This window comes from Martinezella multihospitum (assembly GCF_900094585.1).
Classification (GTDB): domain Bacteria; phylum Pseudomonadota; class Alphaproteobacteria; order Rhizobiales; family Rhizobiaceae; genus Rhizobium; species Rhizobium multihospitium.
In genome coordinates this window covers 206,201-229,440 of the sequence record NZ_FMAG01000003.1, presented here as the reverse complement: position 1 = coordinate 229,440, position 23,240 = coordinate 206,201, and the positions used below count along the sequence as shown (strand labels likewise).

The following is a 23,240-nucleotide window of genomic DNA, read 5'->3' as shown; positions in this document are numbered from 1 at the left end:
GATCATGTTTGTCCTGAAGCCGCTGAGCCAGCGCTCGATCTCTCTTCTATGGGCCGGCCAGGTGTTGGCGGCTACAGGCTCCGAATTCTACATGGTCGCAGTCGTCTGGATTGCGGCAGACTTCATTGGCAGCAATGCGGGATATGTTTCCGCGCTGCAGTCCGGCGCGCTGCTGTTTGGCAGCTTGTTCGGCGGTATCGTCACGGATCGCTGGCGGCATAGCACGACGATGATCACGGCCGATCTGATGCGTGCGGCTCTATTGCTGATGCTGTCGCTGGCGGGGATCCTGCATCTGATGAGCCTGCCGTTGTTGGTGGTGCTTGCCGGAAGTATCGCGTTGCTGACGTCGACATTCGATCCGTCGCTGCAGGCGACCCTGCCGGTGATTGCGGTCGATGCCGAGGTCCGGCATGCGACCAATGGCCTTTTCGACGCCACGCGCCGCATGGCGCGCATCCTCGGTCCGAGCCTGATCGCGCTCGTGAACGGGCTCCTGCCGAAATCTCAGTTCTTCACGGTCACGGCCGCCACCTTCATACTGTCGGCGCTTGCCGTGTGGCTGGCGGTGGCGAAACTCCCGACGGTGTCGCGGCGTCGCGATTTCTCCGGAATGACGGCCGTCGTAGACGGCGTTCTCGGCGGGTGGCGCGCAGCGCGTGGTCATGCGGCAATTCTCTATGGCCTCTTCACCAACCTTATGGGAAACGTCGCCTGGGCGATGGGGATTCTGCTCGGCATGATCCTGCACTTGCGCGAGACCAGCGCTGATCCGCTGACCGACTACAGCCTGATGATGACGGCTTACGGTGTCGGCAACCTGACCACCAATCTGATCCTCGGCAGCGTCAAGCCGCGCCGGCCGGTGGTCTGGATCATTGTGGCGAAGCTCATTTTCGGATTTGGAGTTTTCCTGTTGCCGCTGATGCATGATCGGATTGGGCTGATGAGCGTTGCCTGCTTTGCGGCGATCAACGGACCCTTCGAGAACCTTGCCATGCTGCATCTGATGCAGACGCGTAGCGAGCCGCATCGTCTGGCGCAGGTCTACCGTCTATTGATGTGCGCGATCTTCACCGGCCTGCTTCTGGCCTACCTGATGTCGCCGACCCTGTTCGCATGGTTTGGTATAGGACCTTCGATCATGGGCTCGGGTGCGGCCGTCTTCATCTCGGGCCTGCTGGGAATCGGCTTGCTCGCATGGAAGCAGGCGCATCCTGCGGGCGCAAAGGCCACCTGAAGCGGCCCTGGAGCATTTCCGCTTTTCTTCGAATCGCGAAAACGCGCTATCCTCTTGTTTTTAAACAATTCCAGACGGAAAGCCGCCGTACACTTTTCCTGGAATTGCTCTAAGGCTCAGTCGAACAGGCTTGAAACCGATTCTTCCTGGCTAGTGCGGTTGATGGCTTCGCCGATGAGGGTTGCCGTCGTGATGACGCGGATATTCGGCGCTGAAAGCACGGCGGTCGTCGGCTGGATAGAATCGGTGATCACCAGTTCCTTCAGCTTCGAATTTGCTACGCGGGTCACCGCGCCACCGGAGAGAACGCCATGGGTGATGTAGGCGGTGACGCTTGCCGCACCTTGTGCAAGCAGTGCTTCGGCAGCATTGCAAAGCGTGCCGCCGGAATCGACGATATCGTCGATCAGGATGCAATCCTTGCCGGCCACTTCGCCGATGATGTTCATCACTTCGGACTCACCCGGGCGGTCGCGGCGCTTATCCACGATCGCCAACAGACAGTCGAGACGTTTTGCCAGGGCGCGGGCGCGCACGACACCGCCGACATCGGGGGAGACGACCATCACGTTGCCGATATCGTAATGCGCCTTGATATCGCGCGTCAGGATCGGAACCGCATAGAGATTGTCCGTGGGTATATCGAAGAAGCCCTGGATCTGTCCGGCATGCAGGTCGAGCGTCAGAACACGGTCGGCGCCAGCCTCGGTGATCAGATTGGCGACCAGCTTGGCCGAGATCGGCGTGCGCCCCGAGGCGCGGCGATCCTGGCGGGCATAGCCGAAATAGGGGATGACCGCGGTTATGCGCCGTGCCGACGAGCGGCGCATCGCATCGATCATGATCAGCAGTTCCATAAGATGATCGTTGGTCGGAAACGACGTCGGCTGTACGAGGAACACATCCTCGCCGCGTACGTTTTCCTGGATCTCTACGAAAATCTCCTGGTCGGCGAACCGGCGGACGCTAGCTCTTCCCAAGGGAACGTTGAGATAATTGCAGATCGCTTCGGCAAGATGCCGGTTCGAATTGCCTGCGAAAACCTTCATTGTGGCCCGCCTATTACCAACCTGATAGCCGCGCTTTTAACCGCCTTGCTCTCGAATGCAAGGGGGAGAGGCGTGTTACCTTTCATATTTCTGAAAAGCTTGTGGCTATCCACCGTTGGATTCGCGCCAGGAATTGAATTCCGACATGGTTTTGGTGGCAATTTTCTGCATGACCGTCGGAGGAACGGCCGACCAGGGGTCGCCGCGTTTCAGAGGCGCGCTTTCCGAACCCTGGATGCGGTGGACGCGGTTGCCGTTACTATCAAGCACATCCCAAACGTAGGTCACGGAAATCTGCGGGCCGTCTTCAAAGGCGGAAAGATAGCCCTTGAGGATATAGGCGGCGCTGGAATCGCTTGAGCTCTTGATCGTCAGGCCGAGCGAACGGGCGTCGGCACCGAGCTGGCGCGACAGCGGGGTGACGGCTTCCACAGGAGCGCCGATGATCGGCAGGAAACGGACGCTGTTGCCGCCGGCTGCGGCCGTGGGCGGCAGCGACGCCTGCTGTTGTTCCGGTTGAGAGTCGTCGGCAGTCTGTTGCTGCTGTTGTGGCTGTGGATCGTCCGACAGGCGCCGGTCGGCCTCGCGCTGTTCGTCGGACTCCGAAAACTGATTGTTGGACGGAGCGATGGAAGCGGTCCGGGAGCCGTCGAGCGGGCGGGAGGCATATGGATTGCTGCCGCTCGACCTCAGCGCCGAGGCCTGCTCGTCGAGCGTGCCGCTTCCGCCGTAGCTTTGCTGCTGATAGGCCTGCTGGGAGGTTTGCTGCCGATAACCGTAACTGTCCTGCGTGTCCTGATAGACCTGACGGCGTGGGGGCGCGGAAGCCATGCGCTCGACATCGCGCTGCGTGACTGGGCTGGAGCTGACATCACCGATGGCTTCGGGCGGCGTGAGGGCGTCCGTGGTATTGCAGGCGGAGAGCGCGAGGCAAAAGCCGGCGACAGTCAACGTTATCCTGACCAGTCCCATAGACGCGATCCTTTCTCCCGACGGTCTTACCGTCCAGGATCGCTATCTTACGCCCCTAACGGTTAAGAAATTCGAGAGGGTGGCGGGAAAGGGCTTTCGGCGCCTGCGAGGTCGTCAGATAGGTCTGGCCAAGGGTCATCGCCGTGCCGCTGTCTGAGTCCATGATGATCATGTGCACGAAGAGCGACATGTTCTCCTGAATCTCCAGCGGATTGCCCATATGGAACATTTCATGCTCCATCCATGACGGCGAGAAGCGGGCGCCGAGAGAGTAGCCGCAGGCGTTCAGCCGGTGGCGGGAGAGGCCACGCTCGTCGATGATCTTCGCATGCATGTCGAAGATGTCACCGAAAGTATGCCCCGGCATCAGGATCGTTTCGATCGCCTGCAGGGTTTCCAGGCAGGCGCTGTAGAGCTCGCGGTGGCGATGGCTGGGAGTGCCGATGACGACCGTGCGCATCATGGCGGCGTGATAATGGGCATCCACACCGGCCCATTCGAGCGTCAGCTGGTCGTTGGCGTCGAGCTTGCGGCGGCCGGACTTGTAGCGGCAGAGCAGGGCTTCCGCACCCGAGCCGATGATGAATGCGTTGGCCGGATAATCGCCTCCGCCGGAAAAGACGGCGCCTTGCATGGCCGCAAGAATATCTGACTCGTCCGCGCCGGCCTTGACTAAAGTTAGTGCTGCGTCGAGGGCATCGTCGGCCAGTGCGGCGGCTCGTTCGACATGGGCGATTTCCGCCGGGCTCTTGATGAGGCGCAGGCGACTGACAATGTAGGAGGCATCGATGATTTGTCCGAAGCTTGCAAGCTGTTGATCGAGCAGGCGAGCGATGCGGCCCGTCATGCCGTGAGTATCGTATTCGACGCCGATGCGGGCGCCGAGGAGATCGAGATCGGACAGCAGCTCCTTGAGATCGAGCGTCGGGTCGGCATTGACGCGATCGACCCAGATGCGGATGTCGTTGATGACGGAGGTAAGCTGCGCCTGGCGAAGATCTGCCGAGCGGGTCAGGAGCGTCAGCGACCCATCCGCCTTGACGACCAGCGTCTGGAAAAAGCAAAAGCCGAACGTATCGTAGCCCGTCAGCCAATACATGCTCTCCTGTGCGAAGAGCAGCATGGCATCGAGTTTTTCCTCCTGCATTCTCGCCAGCAGCCGTGCCAGACGAGCATCGAATTCGCTGCGTTCGAAATGCAGGGCCATATCAAGCTGCCTTTCCGATGGCGATGGCGGAAATCTGCCGTCCGTAATCCGGCTCCTTGGCATGCGTCGTGCGCCGATAGGAGAAGAAGCGCTCCGCATTTGGATAGGTGCAGATATCAAGGCTTTCAGCGGTGACCCCAGCTTTACGCAGGCGATCGACCGTGAGGGACGGCAGATCGAACATGGCATGGCCGTCGCGCTTCGAAGGGGTGAAATATTTGGCATAATCGGGATCGTAGGTGAGGAAGCGCTCGATGAATTCGGGGCCGACCTCATAGCTCGCCTGGCTGATCGACGGGCCGAGGCAGGCAATGACAGTCTCGCGCCGCGCTCCGAGCGCTTCCATCGCGTCGATGGTGTTTTCAAGAACGCCGGTCAGCGCGCCCTTCCAGCCGGCATGAGCGGCGCCAATGACCCGATTTTCCGGATCGGCGAAAAGGATGGGGCCGCAATCGGCGGCGAGCACACCGATTGCGATGCCCGGTGTCGCCGTGACCATCGCATCGGCTTGCGGCCGGCTGCCATCATAAGATACGCCGATGGTCACGACATCGGGCGAATGGACCTGATGCACGGTAGCAAGCTGTTCGACGGGCAGACCGAACCAGTCGGCCACGCGCCGACGATTTTCCTGCACGTGCTCGCGATCGTCATGCGAGCCCAAACCGACGTTCAGCCCGCGATAAAGGCCCTCTGAAACGCCGCCGGCGCGGGTGAAATAGCCGTGGCGAATGCCGGCGGCCTCGGCGGCGCTCAGCAGCGTGCTTGCAAGTGGTGTCGGCAACTGCGGTGTCCCTTGACGTCTTGGTTCGGCCTGTCGTGCGATGAATAACGCAGCCGCGGCGAAGCAGTTCGATTTGACTGGGATGTTGGCCCAGTCCGGCGCGCACTGTCAATGCGTAGGGATCGATGGTCTCGTTTCAGCTGACGGGACGAAAGGGTAGGAGATCGATCGCCGGGCTGGAGACCGCCAACACCTTGAAGAGCTCTCCCATCTTGCCTTCGCCGGCACCAGCCAGCCTTTCCACGGCGACACGGATATTCTCCTGGATTGCCGCATCCTGGTCCCTGCCAAGGGCGGCCGCCCGCTCCAGCAGACCAAGCCCGATCAGGAAATCCCCCTGATGACAGCAGCCGTTGATGTGTATGCCGGAGGCGAGGGCGGTTTGCGCCAGATGCTGGAAATCGACATGGCTGGTGAGATCCGCTTCGCCGGGATGCTCCAGCGGGGGATCGTATTCATGCATGCGCACGGCCTGCAGCGTGTCGCCGAAGCCCGTCGCCATGTGGCCGTAGTCGATGGCAAGCGCCGTTCCGCCATGGGCCGCCAGCCTATCGCAGATCGTCGTCATGACGGCCTGGCGGGCGGGCGCGATTTCGAAAATCGTGCCGATCGGCGGCAGTCCGCCCTCGGGAAGAAGGGAAGGATCGAGCGTGGCGACGCCCGCCGTGAAGCTCAGCTCGTCGTTGACATCGATGCCGACGGTGCGCTCGCGGAAGCCGCTGGCGGTGCGAACAAACTGGCGGATGGGAATGGCGTCGAAGAGTTCGTTGGCGGCGAGCAGGGTGAAACCTTCGGGCACCTCGCCGAAATCCGTATGCCAGGAGATTTTTGCGCCATAGGCCTCGAGGGTCTGGCGCTGGAAGCCCTGCAGGCGCTCGCTGGTTTCGACGAGATGGACCGTCATGGCATCATAGAGCGGCGGAGCCAGCTTGCCGATGACGCGCAGCATGTCGGACATCATCGTGCCACGGCCCGGGCCGATTTCGACGAGACGCACTTCGATAGGCGTTCCATGCCGCTGCCAGGCATGCACCATAAAGACGCCGATCATCTCACCGAATAGCTGGCTGACTTCGGGCGCGGTGACGAAGTCGCCGGATTGGCCGAAAGGCTCGCGCGTCTTGTAATAACCATGCACCGGATCGGCGAGGCACAGCGAAAAATAATCGGTGATGCTCAATGGCCCGTTGGTGCGGATGATGGCTTTGATTTTTTCCCCGAGCGCCGTCGTCATTCTATGCTTTCGCTGATGCGTGGCCCACACAGACTGGGAGCGTCCTTCAAGAAGACCACGCGATATTGAACTCCACCTCAAGCCATCTGCCTTGCCGCTGCCTGACGGGCGCGGATAACGGCCCAAAGGCCGATCGCCACCATCGGAAGCGACAACACCATCCCCATCGTCAGCCAGTTCGTACCGAGCAGATAGCCGAGCTGCTCGTCAGGCTGACGGAAGAATTCGACAAAAATACGCGAGAAAGCGTAGCCGATGACAAAAATGCCGCTGACCGTGCCCGGTTTCTTCAGCGTCAGCGCCCAGCGCGTAAGCACAAAGAGAATAAGGAAGAGGATGATGCCTTCGATGCCGGCTTCATAAAGCTGGCTGGGGTGGCGAGGATCTGGGCCTGCGGGGCATACGCCATTATGGGCGGCGATCACGTGCGGGCTGCAGAAGACCATCGCCCAGGGGACGTCGCTTACGCGGCCCCAGAGCTCGCCATTGATGAAATTGGCGATGCGGCCGAAGAAGAGGCCGATCGGCGCGACGGCGGCGACGATATCGAACAGGCTCCAAGCCGGGATCTGATTGCGTCTTGCAAACAAGATCATGGCGATGGTCGTACCTATTAAACCGCCGTGGAAGGACATGCCGCCATTCCAGACCTCGATGGCACGGATCGGATTGGCCAGTACCGGATCGAGGTCGTAAAAGAGGATATAGCCTATGCGGCCGCCGAGGACGATGCCGAAGGCAACCCAGAGGATGAAATCGTCCAGATGCTGGCGCGTCATCGGTGCTGTATCGTTCAGCCAGAGCTTGCCGTTGTCGACCAGCCGCCTGGCATAGAACCAGCCGAGCAAAATGCCAGCGACATAGGCAAGCCCGTACCAATGGACTGAAACCGGGCCGAGGGAAACGGCGACCGGATCGATATCCGGAAAAGGCAGGATGGCGGCGAGATTGGCGGATGTCAGCAAGATCGTCAGGCCCGTTGCAGCATGTTCCCGAAAGCACCGTGCCATTTCGGGGCAGGATCATGCTAAATATCCAAAATGTGCGCGGAACATGGCGTTCGCTGTCGAAACGGTCAAGTCGATTGTTGATCTCGCCGAGATGGCAGGTCCGGTTGTCCAGTCCTATCTCAATTTGCTTGCATCGGCCCCTTGGAAATCCTACCTCAGCACTATCTGGCCCATATCGATGCCTGACCGTTGAGGGCCGACGGCCGCAAGGAGATTGCCATGAGCACTGGACCGAACCGAATCTTGGATGAATTCGCCAAGCTGATGACCGATGCCGCCGGTGCTGCGCAAGGCGTGCGCCGCGAAATCGAGACCGCCTTCAATGCCCATGCCGAGCGCTGGCTGAACAGCATGGATATCGTCAAGCGCGAGGAATTCGAGGCCGTTCGCGAAATGGCGATCAAGGCGCGCGACGAGAACGAGGCGCTGCTGGCGAGAATCGAAGCGCTCGAAGCCAAGCTCGCTTCCAAGGGCAAATAAGCCTGGACTTCTGTTTGCAGATCGGCGCGGCACCCGTTTGCCGTGCCTTTTTCCTCTGAAAATTTCCGTCCGTTTTTCCACCTGTGGACATAGGCAAAAAAGCCAATCGCCAGAGTCGGTTATGACTCCCTTCTGAATAGACGTCGGAAGAGCTTTCCACAGTGCCGTTTCCAAAATCACCGTTCAGGGGCTGGCATGCCGGGCATGCCGCTATACACTGATTTTAAATGATGATTCGAAACGGACTTGGTAAGCCCCGGGCATGGTGGAAGCGTTAGTCTGGCAGCCGTTCGACATCATCCCGAGGATGTTTCCGGAGTAAAATTGTTTGCGTTCTTTCAGTGTCGAGCCACGGGAAAACTGCAACCGATCCGGTCAAGAAGGTGCTGCATGAGCCTTATGGAAATGGAAGCCGAACGACAATCGAATCCGGTCGACATGATCGAATTCGTTGCCGCCAACAACGACTGGTCGTTCGAACGGTCCGGCGAGGACGAAATCGCCATGACCGTCGAAGGGCGATGGACCGACTATCACGTCTCGTTCTCCTGGATGGAGGAATTCGAGGCGCTGCACATAGCCTGCGCGTTCGATGTCAAGGTTCCGGACCCGCGCGTCAATGAGGTGATCAAGCTCTTGTCCTGCATCAACGGGCAGGTGCTGATGGGCCATTTCGATCTGTGGCGTCAGGAAGACATCGTCATCTTCCGTCAATCGCTACTCTTGTCCGGCGGGGCGGAGCCCACCAACCGGCAGGTGGAAGTGCTGCTTTCCAACGCGCTTGACACCTGCGAGGCTTACTATCAGGCTTTCCAATTCGTCGTATGGTCCGGGCTCGATGCAAACCGCGCCATGGAAGCCGTACTCTTTGAAACGGTAGGCGAAGCGTAAGATGACAGGTGAACAATCCGCCAATGCATTTGCATCCTCCGGGCCGATCGTTCTGATCGGCGCGGGCAATATGGGTGGCGCATTGCTGACCGGGTGGCTGAAAAACGGTGTGCCGGGCTCCTCGGTCGTCGTCGTCGATCCCAATCCGGCCGAAGCGATGCGGAAAATGATTGCGGATGCGGGCGCAAGCCATGTCACTGAAGTTCCGAAGAGCTTGACGGCGGGCGTTCTCTTCATCGCCGTCAAGCCGCAACTCATGGACGCGGTTCTGCCGCCGTTCAAGCCGCTCGTGGGACAAACGACTGTCGTCGTTTCCATCGCAGCCGGCAAGACGCTCTCCGCGCTTGAAACGCATCTGGGAGAAGCGGCCATGGTGCGCGCCATGCCGAATACGCCCGCAATGGTCGGGCGTGGCGTGACGGGCGCTTTTGCCAATGCACGCGTGAGCGATCGCCAGCGGCAGCTGGTCCAGAATCTGTTGAAGGTGTCGGGTCCGGTCGAATGGGTGCCTGCCGAAGCCGATATCGATTCGGTGACTGCGGTTTCGGGCAGCGGGCCTGCCTATGTTTTCTATCTCGTGGAATGCATGGCGGAGGCGGGCCGAAAGCTTGGCCTGCAGGCGGACCTCGCCATGCGGCTCGCACGGGAAACCGTCGCGGGGGCTGGTGAATTGCTGCACCAGTCTCCCGACGACGCTTCGCGGCTGCGCCAGAACGTCACCTCTCCCGGCGGAACGACAGCGGCGGCGCTAGCTGTTTTGATGGCGGAGGATGGAATGCAGCCCTTGTTCGATGCGGCTCTTGAAGCAGCGCGCAAACGGGCGCAGGAACTGGCAGGCTAGCAATTTCAGGAGACGTGCATAGCGGTTTTCCGTCCGGAATTGCGTAAAAGCAAAGAGATGGAACGATCGAGCGTTTCCGTGAAACGCTCGATCGTTCCAGGTTTTCGATAAAGGGCAGGGCATGGCGGAAGAGATCACCTATGGCGATTTCGAGCGGGTGGATATCCGCGTCGGAACGATCATCGAAGCGGAGACTTTTCCGGAAGCGCGCAAGCCCGCCTACAAGCTCAGGATCGATTTCGGGCCGGAGATCGGCATCAAGCGCTCCTCCGCGCAGATCACTGTCCATTATACGCCGGAAACTCTTATCGGCCGGCAGGTGCTCGCTGTCGTCAATTTTCCGCCGCGTCAGATCGGGCCGGTGCGTTCCGAAGTACTGACCCTCGGCTTCGAGGACGAGAGGGGCGCGATCATTCTGGCTGCGGTGACCCATCCGGTGCCGAACGGCAAGAAGATGATGTGAGCGGCGCCCCTTTCGCAATCGAAAGGAAGCGCCCTCAGTGAATGTCTCTCGACCGCGGGTCGGTCAGGCTGAAATCGAGGAATTCCGCCTCGAAGCCTTCGCGTTGCGGCGAGCAGAAGGCCGGGCCGACCGAGACTTCCTCCAACATCGGATCGAACCAGGCGAGCCTTGCCATGCGCCATTCGCTCATGCGGTCGGTGCGATACTGGATGAAGAGGGCATCGCCGTTGCGCGTGACCCGCGCTGACATGGCATCGAACTCGTGATCGAGCTGGAAGGCTGACCAGTCGGAATTGCCATTGGTGACGACGACGCTGAAATGCCTGGCGCCGTCGGTATATTCGATCCCGCATTTCATCCAATGCCGGGCACGATGGCGGATCATCAAGCCGGCCTGGTCGTAAAGTTCGCGATAGTGGCCGATAAAGGTCACTTCGGCGGTGAAATCGCCACGGCGCGGCATGCCGAGAAAATGACCGTTATCGCGGTGGAAGCCGTAATAGGTCTCCTGCCAGAAATCGGTCTTGTCGCCGGAACGGACAAACAATCGTCCCTGGTTCACCTCCCACATCGGCGGCGCATTCAGCCAGTGCATGCCATCGATATCGATCGCCATGTGACGCCTCCTCAGGCAGGAATGCGGATAGTGGCACGCAGGCCGCCAAGTGGGCTGTCGCCTAGCGTGACGTTGCCGCCATGGCTGCGGGCGATGTCACGCGCGATGGCAAGACCGAGGCCTGTGCCCGACTTGTCGAGATTGCGGGCCGAATCCAGCCGGAAGAACGGTTTGAAGACGTCATCGCGCGCCGAGACCGGAATGCCGGGGCCATCATCGTCAAAGATGATCGTCAGCCATTTGGCGCTGTGCCTGGCTTCGATGCGAAGGCTGTTGGCGTAGCGCCGGGCGTTGGTGGCGAGGTTCGTCACCAGGCGGGTAAATGCGTTCGGCCGGACGGAGATCTGATCCTCGCCATCAATGGAGAAGCTCATGGATTTTCCATGCAGCGTGAAGTCCTGCTGGATCTTCTCGAGGATATCGCTGAGCTTGAATTGTCCGACATCTTCTTCTGCCTCGCCGCGTGCGAAGGCCATGTAGCCCTCGAGCATGCTTTGCATGTCCTCCACATCTTCGCTGAGGCCGATAAGATCCGGATTTTCTCCGACAAGGGCGAGCTGCAGCTTGAAGCGGGTGAGGACCGTGCGCAGATCGTGGCTGACGCCGGAAAGCATCGCCGTGCGCTGCTCGATCTGCCGTTCGATGCGTTCACGCATCAGGATGAAGGCAAGGCCCGCGCGGCGTATTTCGTCGGCGCCGCGGGGAGAGTAGTTTTCCAGCCGCTGTCCTTTGCCGAAGCTTTCCGCCGCCTGGGCGAGAGCCAGGATCGGACGGATCTGGCCGCGCAGGAACAGGACGGCGATACCGATCAGCACCAGCGAGGTACCAACCATCCACAGAATGAAGATATGCGTGTTCGACGCATAAGTCTGGCTACGCTTGGCGAAAACCCGCAGTACCTTGTCGGGCAGTTTGATGCGGATTTCGACCAGGCTGGAGTTGCCGACGGTATCGATCCAGAAGGGCAGGTTGATCTGATCGCGGATCTCGTCGCTCAGGATGCCATCGAGGATCGAAAAGAAAGGTTTTTCGCCGGGTGGCGGTAGCTCGCCACCCGGTTCGATCGAAATGGCGAGATCGAGCTTCTGCCGCGCCATCTGGGTGATGGCGGAATAGTCGGCATCCTGCGGATAGGTCTGGATGATGGTGATGATGGCGGCGATGTCGCGCGTGGTCGCCATCGACAGGCGCTGCGTCACCATCTGCCAGTGGCGCTCCATGAAGACGATGGTAACGACCGCCTGCAGGATGATCATCGGCAGGATGAAGATCAGCAATGACCGGGCGTAGAGGCCGGTCGGTAGCACGTAGCGACGCATCCAGCGCGAAAGCCACCGCAGCCCGTTGGACGGCGTGTGCTCCTGGTCGCGCCTGATTGAATCGAATGCCACCATCGCCACTGATCCTCGGAACCAAATTCAGTCTATGCTAAGGCGGTAGCCGATGCCACGCACCGTCTGCAGCCAGATAGGGTTGGCCGGGTCATCTTCAATCTTTCGGCGCAGCCGGTTAATCTGCACGTCGATCGTCCGCTCGCCCACCTCTGCGTCATTGCCGATGAGCTCGTGACGCGGGATCGTCTCTCCGGCGCGCTTGGCAAACAGCAGCATGATTTCCTGCTCGCGGTCGGTAAGCCGGATGAGTTCCGCCGCTTTCTTGAGCTCCTTGCGGGTGAGCGAAAACGTGTAAGGTCCGAACATCACGAGCTCGATCTTCGGGGAATCGGCAGGCGCGTTGCGGCGCAGGATATTGTTGACGCGCAGCACAAGTTCTCGTGGGTCGAAGGGCTTTGGCAGATAGTCGTCGGCTCCAGCCTCGAGGCCCGCTATGCGGGAATCGGCTTCGGCCAGCGCCGTCAGCATGATGATCGGGATGTTCTTGATCTGGCGCAGGGCCGCCGTCAGCGCGATGCCGGATTCGCCGGGCATCATCACATCCATGATGATGAGATCGAAGTCGAGCCCTTCCAGCTTGCGGCGGGCTTCGGCGCCGTCGGCGGCAGCCGTGACGCGAAAACCCTTCTCCATGAGGTAACGGTTGAGGAGGGCACGGATACGTGTGTCGTCGTCCACCACCAGAAGATGTGCTGCGTCATCCGAGATTGCTGCTTTTGTCGTCATTCGGTCCGTCTCGATCCTGTCCTACCCATCGATTGCGTTGAGGCATTCCGCACCGGTCCAGCGGGCTGAAGCGCCGTCATTTCCCTGTCTGCATTCCCCTCAGGAAACGCTTCACGCTTTCGCGCGTCGCTTCCGACGCGCCTTCGAATGCCCTTTCAATGCGGCGCGATTGCGGCTCGGCCAGCGCCAGCGCCAGATCGCGGCCGGCTTGCGTCGGATACAGCTTGCGCTGCCGCCGGTCCTCTGGACCTGCGACCTGGCGAATATAACCCGAATCGATCAATTGTTTGAGAACCCGCGCCAAACTCTGTTTGGTGATCTGCAATGTTTCCAGAAGGTCCGCAACCGTCATGCCGGGTTCGCGGTTAACGAAATGGACGACACGATGATGGGCTCGGCCGAAACCGCTCTTGACGAGGATCTGGTCCGGATCGGAGACAAAATCGCGGTAGGCGAAGAAAAGCAGCTCGATAATCTCGAAATCGATGCTTCCGGCGTTCTGCATCGGCGTGCCCAGCAGCTCCGTCTTTGCCGCATTCTGGCTCATCTGTCGTGGCACCGTGACATTTCCTTTCCTATTATGGAGCATTCGGGAAACTTCCGTAAAAATATGTCAGCTCTGTTGACGCATTTTTACGTCGTTGCCCGCTTTCGCACAATGCCGTGCGGCCCGAACGGGCTTGCCCATCGGGAAATTAAGCGCGGTCCCGCAAAAACTCCAACATATCCTGTATTTTAATCCGTTGCCACTCGCGCATAAGGGGCAAAATATAGCCGAGAGCAATCCTGTGGTGAGGCGACGAGATCGTCTGAGGACAATAGGCGAGAGACAGGAGCCCTGGCTGGAAGGTCGCACATATCCGACCGACGAGCGGCAGCCACCGTGAAGGCGGCATCCTTTCTGCGTCACCCGCTTCAAGGTAAGGGCGAGATGCGCCTGTTGCCAAACGGAATTGATATCGATCCGCACAAGCCGGGTGTTTGCTAAGCCCGGCTTGTGCGATCCGATCTAATTACGACTTGCGGCCGAGAACGGCACCGACGATCGCGGAGAGCACGCCGCCGGCGACCAACGAGGATATGCCTTGCGCGATGAGGCCGGTGAGAGCTTCGCTGCCGATCAGATTCAGGATCAGGCCGCCACCAAGACCACCCACGGCCCCTGCGATCGTTCTCGCAATGAGATTGATCCCGTCCTGCTTCAAAACGGCGCTCGCGGCGTTGCCACCGATCGCACCGGCAATCAATTGCGTAATGATAGGCCCTAGACTTTCCATGACTGCCCTTCTCCCATAATTCCGGAGACGCTTCCGGATGCCCTCTCGCGGCGTCCCGGATCGATGCCAGGGAGCGGCGATAATCCTCATCGATATTAGGATTACATCATGCACGGATCGCTGGAAATAGAAGGGCAACTCAAACGGGAGAATTTCGCAATAATTTCAGGGGAAATCCGCGGTTTGGGCATGCGGCAGTCCCGCCGCATGTCAATTTCGCCATCTTATGCGGTCTTGCGCGGCGAATCAGCGGTAGACGTAGACGATACGGCGAGTACCTGGGTCGACCAGTACGGGTTGACGGTTTACCTCGACGTAGCTGTATTGGTAGTCGGGAATACGGTGCACTTCCACGCTTTGCGGAACGGTGGCGCCGACCGCCAGATCTCCACTCAACTGCACCGTATCGACGGGGTTGTCGTCGATATAGGTTCGGACTTCCTCGGGCGGGGTGATTGCGACTACATCGCCACCGTTCTGATCGACGGGACCCAGCAATTGGTCGTTTGGACCGGGCTGAACGCTGCCGGTCTGGACCGGATCGGTCTGTTCATAGGTGATGGTGGGGATGCCCAGATCATCCCGGTGGTCCTGAACGACGACCGAGGTGCCATTCTGTTCGACGCTCAGATATTGTGCGTAGACCCAGCCGCGCATGCCATTGACGTCGACCCGGCACCAGCGGCTACCTTCGACGCAGCCGTCCAAGGTGGCTTCGGACCCGCGAGTGGCGACGCCGACCGTCGGAAATTCCGCACCCGGCCCGGAACGAACTTCTATATCCGTGGCGGTGGTTGCGGCCATCTCGGCCTGGGCGAGACCCGCACTGCCGAGAAGGACAAAGCCGGTCAGCAACAGATTTCTCTTCAAGGACATTGGTTTTCTCCTTCTGTCTTGAAAGACTTATCTTCAACGTTCCGGGTGCCTGAGTGTTCCGGTTTGCCGGACACCAATAGGTCATCGTTCAACGGGATGATCAAATAACCATTTGAAATAGATGGATATTATCGAATCTTGAGGTTCGGTTGCCGCGTTCGCGCCACTTTGAAGCTTCGGGGGCTGCTTTGTCTGATGTTTGCCGTTATACCGACAGCACGACGATCAAACAGGCGAGGCGCTCCATGGGCATGCTCCAGGCCGGCATCATTCCGGTGACCCCTTTCGAACAGAACTGCACCATCCTGTTCGATCCGGAGACCAAAGAGGGCGTGGTGGTCGACCCGGGCGGCGATGTCGATATCATCCTGCAGACGGTGCGCGAGAACGGCATTACCCTCAAGGCCATCTGGCTGACGCACGGCCATATCGATCATGCCGGCGGTGCCGACGAGGTGCGGGAGGCGCTCGGCATCGAGGTGATCGGCCCGCATGAGGACGATCGCTTCCTGCTCGAGGATATCGAAGCCAAAGGCAAGATGTTCAACATCAGCGGCGTGCGCAACGTCACGCCGGACCGCTTCCTGAAGGAGGGCGACAAGGTCTCCTTCGGCGAGCATGAATTCGAGGTTTTCCATTGCCCGGGCCATGCGCCCGGCCATGTCATCTATGTCAATCGGAAGCAGGGCTTTGCCCATCTCGGCGACGTGCTGTTCAACGGCTCGATCGGCAGAACCGATCTGCCCGGCGGCAATCACCAGCAGCTTTTGGAATCGATCCGCGACAAGGTCTTCCCGCTGGGCGATGAAGTCGGGTTCATCTGCGGCCATGGGCCGGGCAGCCGGATCGGCGACGAGCGTCGCACCAATCCTTTCCTGCGCGGATTGTAGGCAAAGCGTTACCAGCGGGTCTTTTGCCCCGCATTCTCGTGGAATCTGGAAAGAATATCGTCGACAACGCTGGCAAGCGGCGCTGTCGCGTCGATGCTTATCGCATTCTTCGGAATGTCCTCCTGCGTCGCGTGCAATCGCACGATGACGTCTCGCTCGGCGGGCTTGCCGCCAAACTCATCTTCCGGTCTGGCAGTAAGCCGACGCTTTAGTGTTTCCAGATCGAGATTGAGAACGAAAACCCCATCGAACAGATCAATAAAGCGATGGAAATTCCTGGAGCCGCCGCAGAAGAAGGTGTTCGGATGGCTTCGATCCGCAACGAGGGATTTGACTTTGTCGACATTCCAAAGGTGATGCCTGTGCCCGAAGGTTACATCCGGAATGTGTTCCTGAAGGGCAGAGGCATCCAGCGGTTCACCCGTTTCCGGATCGCCTTTATAGGCCAACTCCCGATCGCCATGGATGACATGATAACCGCGCCGCTGCAGCTCTATGGCGACTGCAGTCTTGCCGGCTCCAGAAACGCCTTCGATCAAATAGTTCTTGACGCCCATTCTCCACCCTCTGGAAAGCTTCCTAGCGCGGCCAGAAATGATGGCAACACGCATAAAATGCCAGTGCGACCACGGCAGGACATTATCACAGAGTGTCTGGATGAGAGCTCCGGGCGCGATGGGGCCAGCGTTCTTATCAGAGACGTTGTTTCCGAGAGGAGGCGTGGAGCGTTTAGCGCGCGAGAGGCGGCAACACGGTCATGCTGCTACAAATCCGGCGGAAAGACAAACGCTGCCCGATGGGATCTATTCCGCATCAATCAGGCGCCGCTCGAAAGCGGCGCCTTGGTTCCTCGCATTGTCATTCGAGGCACGGCTGAAAATCAGTCTGCCGTGCAGAAATGGCGCATGCCGTCAAAGCCGACATAGGTGCCGGTGCGGCCATCGAAGCTTCTGTAGCGGTCGTAGCAATAGCGCATCCATGCGGACGACCAGGGACGCATGCCGTATGCCGGCGCTGGCGCATAATAGCTGACGTCACGCTCGACGTAGACGCGGCGCGGTGCTGGGCGATAATAGTAGCCAGGGGCAGGTGCGTCGTAGCCCGGGTCGACATAGGCCGGGGCCGGTTCGACGTAGCGTGGCTGGCTGGCAATGGCGGAGCCGACGATCAGACCGGTTGCGAGCCCGGCAGCGCCGAGCGCCCAACCATCACGGTTGCGATGGCGCCAATATTCATCGGCGGAAGCGGCGCTGATGGACGTGACTGTCAATGCCGCGGCGACGGCGGACATGACGAGCGTTTTGCCGAGTATGGTCATTGGCCTATCCTCTAAGGGAAGCGGGACAAAAGTCATTCCCGCTCTTTCATGGGAGGCAAATTATACGTGGCAAACTGAATGCAGACTGAATGACAAAACCCGGCATTGCTGCCGGGCCTCAACTCGAATTTGAAAGCCGTAAGGTGTCTTAGCCAGCAATCTGCAGATTGACGGCCTTCGGCCCCTTGCCGCGGCGATCCGGTTCCGTGTCGAAGCTTACCTTCTGGTTTTCCGACAATCCTGCCAGACCAGAAGCCTGAACTGCAGAAATGTGTACAAAGATGTCCGCGCCACCCTTGTCCGGTTTGATGAAACCGAAGCCCTTATCGGTATTGAAAAACTTTACAGTGCCAGTCTCGGCCATGCCTCAGGTCCTTTTCTCTCTGCCCACCATCCACACGGGCAGCATTACTTGTGTTGCCCTTGCGGGCGCTTGCAGGCAGTTCTCGAAATTTGAAGGAAAAGGTCCCCGTAACTCGGCATGATCTCGATGCGATGTTTGCCACCCCGCTTCTCGACCAAGCTGACCGGAATATTAGCGTTTCCGGCTCGCAATTCTATTAGGACTTCCCATGCTCTAAAAATGCCCGAACACCATTGAGAGTGCTGTGTTTATGGGAAATTGGCAAGCAAAAGTTTTTTAACGTGGCACAACAGGCACAATACCGTAACGCGAATATGTTAAGGCGATTCGCAAATTTTCCCACTTTGAAACAAGTTTCTAAGGGTTTTGCATCGCTCGCGATATAGTTTTAGCGAGATTTTCCCAAATCGGCTGATGTGAACGGCTGTTTTCGATTGTTCGAAAAATTTTGGCAAGCCATGCCGTCAAGCGGCTAAAAGCGCGCATTTCCGGCGTTTTTTATGCTGTGGCGTCGCGTCGGCGGGTCAATTCCGGTACCAATTCCACGGCCAGCATCGCCGTAAACATCAGTGCGCAGCCGGCATAGCCGAGCGGACCGATGGTCTCTCCGAGTAGCAAGGCGCCGAGCGAAGCCCCGAATAATGCCTCCGATGACAGGAAGATCGCGGCCTGGGGCGCGGTTGTATAACGCTGGCCAATGATCTGCAGCGCGAAAGCCAGACCTGAGGAGAAGATGCCGACATAGAGGATCTCGCCGAGTGCGGCGCTTATATCAGCAATGCTGATCGGCTCGATGGCGACGGCAACCGCGAGAGCAAGGACGGCGGTGACGGCAAATTGCGTAGCGGAAATGCCGAGCGGCCGGCCGGTTTCGTTGACGGCGGAGCCGGCAAGCGTGATTTGCGCCGCCCAGAAGAGCGCGCAGATCACGGTCAGAAAATCGCCGACGGTGAGGCGCGAGAACGAGCCGCCCGAGAGCAGGTAGATGCCGCAAAGCGCCATCAATGCCGCGGGCCAGATGACCCAATGCGGCGAGCGGCGCAGAAAGATAACGGCGATCAGCGGCACAAAGACCACGTAAAGACCGGTGATGAAGCTGGAATTCGTGACCGTCGTCGTTAGCAGGCCGAGCTGCTGCGTTGCCGCTCCGCCGAAAAGAGCGAGGCCGATCAACAAAAAGGAGAGCCAGTTGCGAGGCGTCAGTGGCTTCGCGGCCTTTCTGTTTTCCATCCACACGAAAGGCAGGACGACCATGGTGGCCACGGCAAATCGCAGGCCGATGAACCAGAAGGGTCCGATCGCCTTCATCGCTGTCGATTGCGCAACGAAACCGCCGCCCCAGATCGCGGCGGCAAGCAACAACAACAAATTCGCCTGTATGCGAGACATCTGCATCCTGCGGGAAGGGGAGGAAAGAATGAGGCCGACCGTTAGCAGCTGCTTTTGCTTGCGGCAAGGCTTAAAGATGCCCGAAGCAGAGCGTTGAGGGTTAGCTTGTGGCTCTCGAAACCCTCAGAAGCGCGCCGTTGTCTTCATCGGTCGTGATCAGCAGCGCACCATCAGGCGCGACCGCAATATCGCGCAAGCGCCCGAATTTGCCGTCAAACATACGTTCCTGTTCGGTGATCTTGCCCCTGCCGTCCTGATTTAGGCGCGACAGCAGCTCGAACTTCAGCGCTGTCACCAGGAACTCGCCGTTCCATTCGGGAAACATCTTGCCACGGTAGACGACAATGCCGCCCGGTGCAATCGACGGGTCCCAATAGAAGCGTGGCTGCTCCATACCTGCTTTGGCGGTTCCGATGCCGATTTTCGTGCCGTTATAATTGACGCCATAGGAGATGATGGGCCAGCCGTAGTTCTTGCCGGCTTCGGGCGTGTTGATCTCATCGCCGCCTCGGGCGCCGTGCTCTGCCGTGTAGAGCCTGTTTGTCTCGCTATCGAAGGTGATGCCTTGCGGGTTGCGGTGGCCCTTCGACCAGATTTCGGGCAGGGCGCGCTTGCCGTCCTTGAACGGATTGTCGGCGGGGATGCTGCCATCGGCTTCGATGTGGATGATGGAGCCGGCGTCGTCATGAAAGTCCTGGGCGCGATCCTGCTGGCCGCGGTCGCCGAGGCTGACGAAGAGGCTGCCGTCGCGTGCAATGGCGATGCGCGAACCGTACTGGATATTGCCGCGCGACAGCTTGTTCATCAGGAAGATGCGCCTCACATCCGTCAGCCGGGTTTCGTCCGGCGATAGTCTGGCGCGAAAGACGGCCGTGCCGCTTCCACCATCGCCTGCCACCGAGGCGGTGAAATAGAGTGTGCGGTTGCTTGAGAATTTCGGATCAAGGGCGACATCGAGCAGGCCGCCCTGGCCGTGTGCATAGACTTCTGGCACGCCTGACAGGGGTACGAAAACCTTGCCATCGCGGACGACACGCATGCGTCCAGGACGTTCGGTAACGACGTAGGCGCCATCGGGCAATACGGCGACCGCCCAGGGGTGTTCGAGCCCCGCTGCTATCGTTTCGACTTTGACCTCGACCTTCTGCGTTTTGATGGTTTGTGCGGATGCGGCCAGCATCGTCGTTGTCGACAACAGGGCAAAAGTCATCAAGGCAATCGAAAATCCCGTTATGCTGGCACGCATCTGTCCAACCTCCCCAACAGGTTCGCCTTTGCAAGGTGGGAGCGTTCCGTTGCCATTCAAGGCTGATCGCCGAGCCGATAACGTCTTTGTGTTCGTGTCGGAGAGAGGATGGTGCCATTCCGCTTTTTCGACCCGGGCTGAAGGTGAGGGCAAAAGCCCTGCGGCAAGGCCTCCAAGGGCCTTGCATTGGATGGGGGAGGAAGAAGTATTTGTTCCAAATAAGAAATTTCGGGACTCTTCAGAATTTGAATCAAGCGCCTCATATCTTGATTCAAGTCCGTATCGAGCGCCGATGGCCCCCGATGACCACCCCTGTCCGATACGACCGAGGACTGCAGCCGATAGCGCAGCTCTCTAGCCGGGTAAGCAGAGCGCTCGCGGATTGCCCGGAAAGCCAGGAAATAAAGCCACTGTGACGCCTTTGTGCTTGAAACGTCGGCCCATATTCGACATAGAGCTTAGCGCAGAAAACTGGTCCGCAGGCTTTCTGCCATTTTCAACCGAATAGGACCGATCACCATGGCCTTTCTTGCCGACGCTCTTTCCCGTGTAAAGCCTTCTGCCACCATCGCCGTTTCCCAGAAAGCGCGCGAGCTGAAAGCAAAAGGACGCGACGTGATCGGCCTCGGTGCCGGTGAGCCCGATTTCGATACGCCTGATAATATCAAGGCAGCCGCCATCGATGCGATCAATCGCGGCGAGACGAAGTACACGCCGGTTGCCGGCATCCCGGAACTGCGCAAAGCGATCGCCGCCAAGTTCAAGCGCGAGAACAATCTCGACTACGCTCCCGAGCAGACCATCGTCGGCACGGGCGGCAAGCAGATCCTGTTCAACGCCTTCATGGCGACGCTGAACCCGGGCGACGAAGTCATCATCCCGACGCCTTATTGGGTTTCCTACCCCGAAATGGTGGCGCTGTGCGGCGGCACGCCGGTTTTCGTCGCGACGACGCAGGCGAACAGCTTCAAGCTGCAGCCTGCCGATCTTGAGAAGGCGATCACGCCGAAGACCAAGTGGTTCATGTTCAACTCGCCGTCCAACCCATCGGGTGCTGCCTATACGCATGCCGAACTGAAGGCGCTGACGGACGTGCTGGTCAAGCATCCGCATGTCTGGGTCCTGACCGACGACATGTACGAGCACCTGACCTATGGCGAGTTCAAATTTGCCACGCCGGTCGAAGTCGAGCCGAGCCTCTACGACCGTACGCTGACGATGAATGGCGTCTCGAAGGCCTATGCGATGACTGGTTGGCGTATCGGCTATGCTGCCGGCCCGCTGCAGCTCATCAAGGCGATGGATATGATCCAGGGTCAGCAGACCTCGGGTGCGACCTCGATCGCACAGTGGGCGGCCGTCGAAGCGCTCAACGGTCCGCAGGACTTCATTCCGCGCAACAAGAAGATCTTCGAAGGTCGTCGCGATCTCGTCGTATCGATGCTGAACCAGGCGAAGGGCATTTCGTGCCCGGTTCCGGAAGGTGCCTTCTACGTCTACCCGTCCTGCGCCGGCCTGATCGGCAAGACGGCTCCGACGGGCAAGGTCATCGAGACGGACGAGGACTTCGTGTCCGAGTTGCTGGAATCGGAAGGCGTTGCCGTCGTTCACGGTTCGGCTTTCGGCCTCGGCCCGAACTTCCGCATCTCCTACGCGACTTCGGAAGAGCTGCTCGAGGAAGCTTGCCGCCGCATCCAGCGCTTCTGCGGCGCGTGCAAGTAAGCGATCCATAATCGTTCAATTGAAAAGCCCGCCAGAGATGGCGGGCTTTTTTCATTCAGCTTGCCGGTTTCATCTTCATTCGTTGATTCAAGCGTTTCGCAATTTGAATCCGCCAATCGGCGCAAGTCCTTGAAATCGGAATCAAAGACCGAGCGCCGTCAGCATGATGAAGGTGGCGAAAAGAATGAAATGGGTCATGCCCTCGATGGCGTTGGTTTCGCCGTCGTTGAGGTTGATGGCGGCGACGATCAGCGTGATCATCACCATGACCGTCTGCACCGGCGACATGGCCATGATGAAGGGCTGCCCCGTATAGAGCGCGATCGCCTCCATGACGGGCACCGTCAGGATGACCGTCGACAGCGAGGCGCCAAGGGCGATGTTGACCGTCGCCTGCATGCGGTTTCTGAGGGCTGCGCGCAGCGCCGTCAGAATTTCCGGCGCTGCCGAGATGGCGGCGACGACGATGGCGGCGATGGCGGGCGGAGCGCCGGTGCCCCTGAGGCCGGTATCCATGAAGGCCGACATGAATTCCGCCAAAGCACCGATCAGCACGACGCCGATCAGGATTGTCACGATCGAGGTCGTTGTGGATTCTTCGTCATGATGCTCTTCGTCATCGGCCGCCGCGAGTTTCTTTTCTGTGCGGGGGTAGCTGTAGCTGAAGAAATAGCTGTGCTTTCCCACCTGCATGCGCAGGAAGAGCGCGTAGAGTGCGATCATCGCGACGATGGTGAAGGCGGAATAATAGTGCCATTTCGCATCGGGAATGAATTCGGGCACGATCATCGAAATGCCCATAGCGGTCAGGATCATCACGCCATAGGTGCGGCTGGAATCGTCATTATAGGGCTGTTCGCCATGCTTCAGCCCGCCGAGAAGAGCAGCAAGGCCGAGGATGCCGTTGATATCGAGCATGACGGCGGCATAGATGGTGTCGCGCACCAGCGTCGGCGAACTCTCGCCGCTCATCATGATGGCGAGGATGATGACCTCGACGGCAACGGCCGACAAGGTGAGGATCATCGTGCCGTAGGGATCGCCGACCTTGACGGCAAGGGTCTCGGCGTGGTGGGCGACGCGCATGGATGCCAGTACAATCGTCGCGATCAATGCAGCGGCTGCGACCATCGCCGCGCCTTGGCCCATTTCCAGTATGGAATGCTCGCCGACATAGGCGGCAACGGCAATCGCCAATGCCACGAGCAGGTATTTTTCCTGCTTAAACCACTTCGCTATGATCACTTTCCC

Annotated in this window: 25 protein-coding genes; 7 read left to right on the top strand and 18 right to left on the bottom strand. The window is 59.3% G+C overall.

Features of this window, described 5'->3' with window-relative positions; all coding sequences use genetic code 11:
• The first annotated feature begins 4 nt into the window (after positions 1-4).
• Positions 5-1,240 carry an MFS transporter gene (locus GA0061103_RS12715; RefSeq protein WP_092711656.1) on the top strand — a complete coding sequence of 412 codons (1,236 nt, stop codon included), beginning with the start codon at positions 5-7 and terminating at the stop codon, positions 1,238-1,240.
• 116 nt (positions 1,241-1,356) lie between these two features.
• Here the strand turns inward: GA0061103_RS12715 and GA0061103_RS12710 are convergent, their stop codons facing one another.
• The 6 genes from GA0061103_RS12710 to lgt form a co-directional block, all read right to left on the bottom strand.
• Positions 1,357-2,289 (bottom strand): ribose-phosphate pyrophosphokinase, encoded by a 933-nt coding sequence (locus tag GA0061103_RS12710; protein WP_092711654.1) that lies wholly within the window; start codon positions 2,287-2,289, stop codon positions 1,357-1,359.
• 105 nt (positions 2,290-2,394) lie between these two features.
• Positions 2,395-3,261: a hypothetical protein gene (locus tag GA0061103_RS12705; RefSeq protein WP_092711652.1), complete on the bottom strand. Its 867-nt coding sequence runs from the start codon at positions 3,259-3,261 to the stop codon at positions 2,395-2,397.
• Between the two features lie 55 nt (positions 3,262-3,316).
• The gene (locus GA0061103_RS12700) at positions 3,317-4,468 is read right to left on the bottom strand and encodes a M24 family metallopeptidase (protein ID WP_092711650.1); all 1,152 of its coding nucleotides are present in this window, start codon (positions 4,466-4,468) and stop codon (positions 3,317-3,319) included.
• A 1-nt stretch (position 4,469) separates the two neighbouring features.
• A complete protein-coding gene (gene pgeF, locus GA0061103_RS12695; protein ID WP_092711649.1) occupies positions 4,470-5,252 on the bottom strand; it encodes a peptidoglycan editing factor PgeF in 783 nt (260 codons plus the stop codon).
• A gap of 136 nt (positions 5,253-5,388) precedes the next feature.
• On the bottom strand, positions 5,389-6,486 hold the full coding sequence (locus GA0061103_RS12690) for a class I SAM-dependent methyltransferase (RefSeq protein ID WP_092711647.1): 1,098 nt from the start codon (positions 6,484-6,486) through the stop codon (positions 5,389-5,391).
• 77 nt (positions 6,487-6,563) lie between these two features.
• Entirely contained in the window at positions 6,564-7,451 is an 888-nt protein-coding gene (gene lgt, locus GA0061103_RS12685) for a prolipoprotein diacylglyceryl transferase (RefSeq protein WP_092712775.1), read from the bottom strand.
• A gap of 264 nt (positions 7,452-7,715) precedes the next feature.
• Between lgt and GA0061103_RS12680 the strand changes: the two genes are divergently transcribed.
• The 4 genes from GA0061103_RS12680 (at position 7,716) to GA0061103_RS12665 (ending at position 10,171) form a co-directional block, all read left to right on the top strand.
• Positions 7,716-7,976, top strand: a complete 261-nt coding sequence (locus GA0061103_RS12680) for an accessory factor UbiK family protein (RefSeq protein ID WP_069612652.1) — start codon at positions 7,716-7,718, stop codon at positions 7,974-7,976.
• Positions 7,977-8,366: 390 nt separating this feature from the next.
• Positions 8,367-8,867, top strand: coding sequence for a type III secretion system chaperone family protein (locus GA0061103_RS12675; protein WP_069612651.1), 501 nt, complete (start codon positions 8,367-8,369; stop codon positions 8,865-8,867).
• Between the two features lies 1 nt (position 8,868).
• Positions 8,869-9,708: a pyrroline-5-carboxylate reductase gene (proC, locus tag GA0061103_RS12670; protein ID WP_092711645.1), complete on the top strand. Its 840-nt coding sequence runs from the start codon at positions 8,869-8,871 to the stop codon at positions 9,706-9,708.
• A 121-nt stretch (positions 9,709-9,829) separates the two neighbouring features.
• Positions 9,830-10,171 carry a tRNA-binding protein gene (locus GA0061103_RS12665; RefSeq protein WP_092711643.1) on the top strand — a complete coding sequence of 114 codons (342 nt, stop codon included), beginning with the start codon at positions 9,830-9,832 and terminating at the stop codon, positions 10,169-10,171.
• Positions 10,172-10,205: 34 nt separating this feature from the next.
• On the opposite strand, the gene GA0061103_RS12660 is transcribed toward GA0061103_RS12665, so the two are convergent.
• The 6 genes from GA0061103_RS12660 to GA0061103_RS12635 all read right to left on the bottom strand — a co-directional run bounded on the left by GA0061103_RS12660 (position 10,206) and on the right by GA0061103_RS12635 (position 15,060).
• Complete coding sequence (locus GA0061103_RS12660; RefSeq protein ID WP_092711641.1) at positions 10,206-10,787, bottom strand: DUF1349 domain-containing protein; 582 nt, start codon at positions 10,785-10,787, stop codon at positions 10,206-10,208.
• A gap of 11 nt (positions 10,788-10,798) precedes the next feature.
• Complete coding sequence (locus GA0061103_RS12655; protein ID WP_092711639.1) at positions 10,799-12,181, bottom strand: ATP-binding protein; 1,383 nt, start codon at positions 12,179-12,181, stop codon at positions 10,799-10,801.
• 24 nt (positions 12,182-12,205) lie between these two features.
• Entirely contained in the window at positions 12,206-12,907 is a 702-nt protein-coding gene (locus tag GA0061103_RS12650) for a response regulator (protein ID WP_092711637.1), read from the bottom strand.
• Positions 12,908-12,983: 76 nt separating this feature from the next.
• Positions 12,984-13,454, bottom strand: a complete 471-nt coding sequence (locus GA0061103_RS12645; protein WP_173004631.1) for a MarR family winged helix-turn-helix transcriptional regulator — start codon at positions 13,452-13,454, stop codon at positions 12,984-12,986.
• Positions 13,455-13,920: 466 nt separating this feature from the next.
• The gene (locus GA0061103_RS12640; protein ID WP_092711633.1) at positions 13,921-14,184 is read right to left on the bottom strand and encodes a hypothetical protein; all 264 of its coding nucleotides are present in this window, start codon (positions 14,182-14,184) and stop codon (positions 13,921-13,923) included.
• Positions 14,185-14,430: 246 nt separating this feature from the next.
• Positions 14,431-15,060: a DUF1236 domain-containing protein gene (locus tag GA0061103_RS12635; RefSeq protein ID WP_092711631.1), complete on the bottom strand. Its 630-nt coding sequence runs from the start codon at positions 15,058-15,060 to the stop codon at positions 14,431-14,433.
• A gap of 245 nt (positions 15,061-15,305) precedes the next feature.
• Here GA0061103_RS12635 and GA0061103_RS12630 point away from each other — a divergent pair, with 245 nt between their 5' ends.
• The gene (locus tag GA0061103_RS12630; RefSeq protein WP_015340593.1) at positions 15,306-15,950 is read left to right on the top strand and encodes an MBL fold metallo-hydrolase; all 645 of its coding nucleotides are present in this window, start codon (positions 15,306-15,308) and stop codon (positions 15,948-15,950) included.
• An 8-nt stretch (positions 15,951-15,958) separates the two neighbouring features.
• Here GA0061103_RS12630 and GA0061103_RS12625 read toward each other — a convergent pair whose 3' ends face one another.
• From GA0061103_RS12625 to GA0061103_RS12605, 5 genes are all read right to left on the bottom strand, one after another.
• On the bottom strand, positions 15,959-16,507 hold the full coding sequence (locus GA0061103_RS12625; protein ID WP_092711629.1) for an AAA family ATPase: 549 nt from the start codon (positions 16,505-16,507) through the stop codon (positions 15,959-15,961).
• 323 nt (positions 16,508-16,830) lie between these two features.
• On the bottom strand, positions 16,831-17,268 hold the full coding sequence (locus GA0061103_RS12620; protein WP_092711627.1) for a BA14K family protein: 438 nt from the start codon (positions 17,266-17,268) through the stop codon (positions 16,831-16,833).
• A 148-nt stretch (positions 17,269-17,416) separates the two neighbouring features.
• Entirely contained in the window at positions 17,417-17,632 is a 216-nt protein-coding gene (locus GA0061103_RS12615; protein WP_004116423.1) for a cold-shock protein, read from the bottom strand.
• Between the two features lie 498 nt (positions 17,633-18,130).
• Positions 18,131-19,021: a DMT family transporter gene (locus tag GA0061103_RS12610; protein WP_092711625.1), complete on the bottom strand. Its 891-nt coding sequence runs from the start codon at positions 19,019-19,021 to the stop codon at positions 18,131-18,133.
• A gap of 100 nt (positions 19,022-19,121) precedes the next feature.
• The gene (locus GA0061103_RS12605; RefSeq protein ID WP_092711623.1) at positions 19,122-20,267 is read right to left on the bottom strand and encodes a PQQ-dependent sugar dehydrogenase; all 1,146 of its coding nucleotides are present in this window, start codon (positions 20,265-20,267) and stop codon (positions 19,122-19,124) included.
• A gap of 519 nt (positions 20,268-20,786) precedes the next feature.
• Between GA0061103_RS12605 and GA0061103_RS12600 the strand changes: the two genes are divergently transcribed.
• A complete protein-coding gene (locus tag GA0061103_RS12600) occupies positions 20,787-21,989 on the top strand; it encodes a pyridoxal phosphate-dependent aminotransferase (RefSeq protein WP_092711621.1) in 1,203 nt (400 codons plus the stop codon).
• 141 nt (positions 21,990-22,130) lie between these two features.
• Here GA0061103_RS12600 and GA0061103_RS12595 read toward each other — a convergent pair whose 3' ends face one another.
• Positions 22,131-23,234, bottom strand: coding sequence for a calcium:cation antiporter (locus GA0061103_RS12595; RefSeq protein ID WP_092711619.1), 1,104 nt, complete (start codon positions 23,232-23,234; stop codon positions 22,131-22,133).
• Positions 23,235-23,240 lie beyond the last annotated feature (6 nt).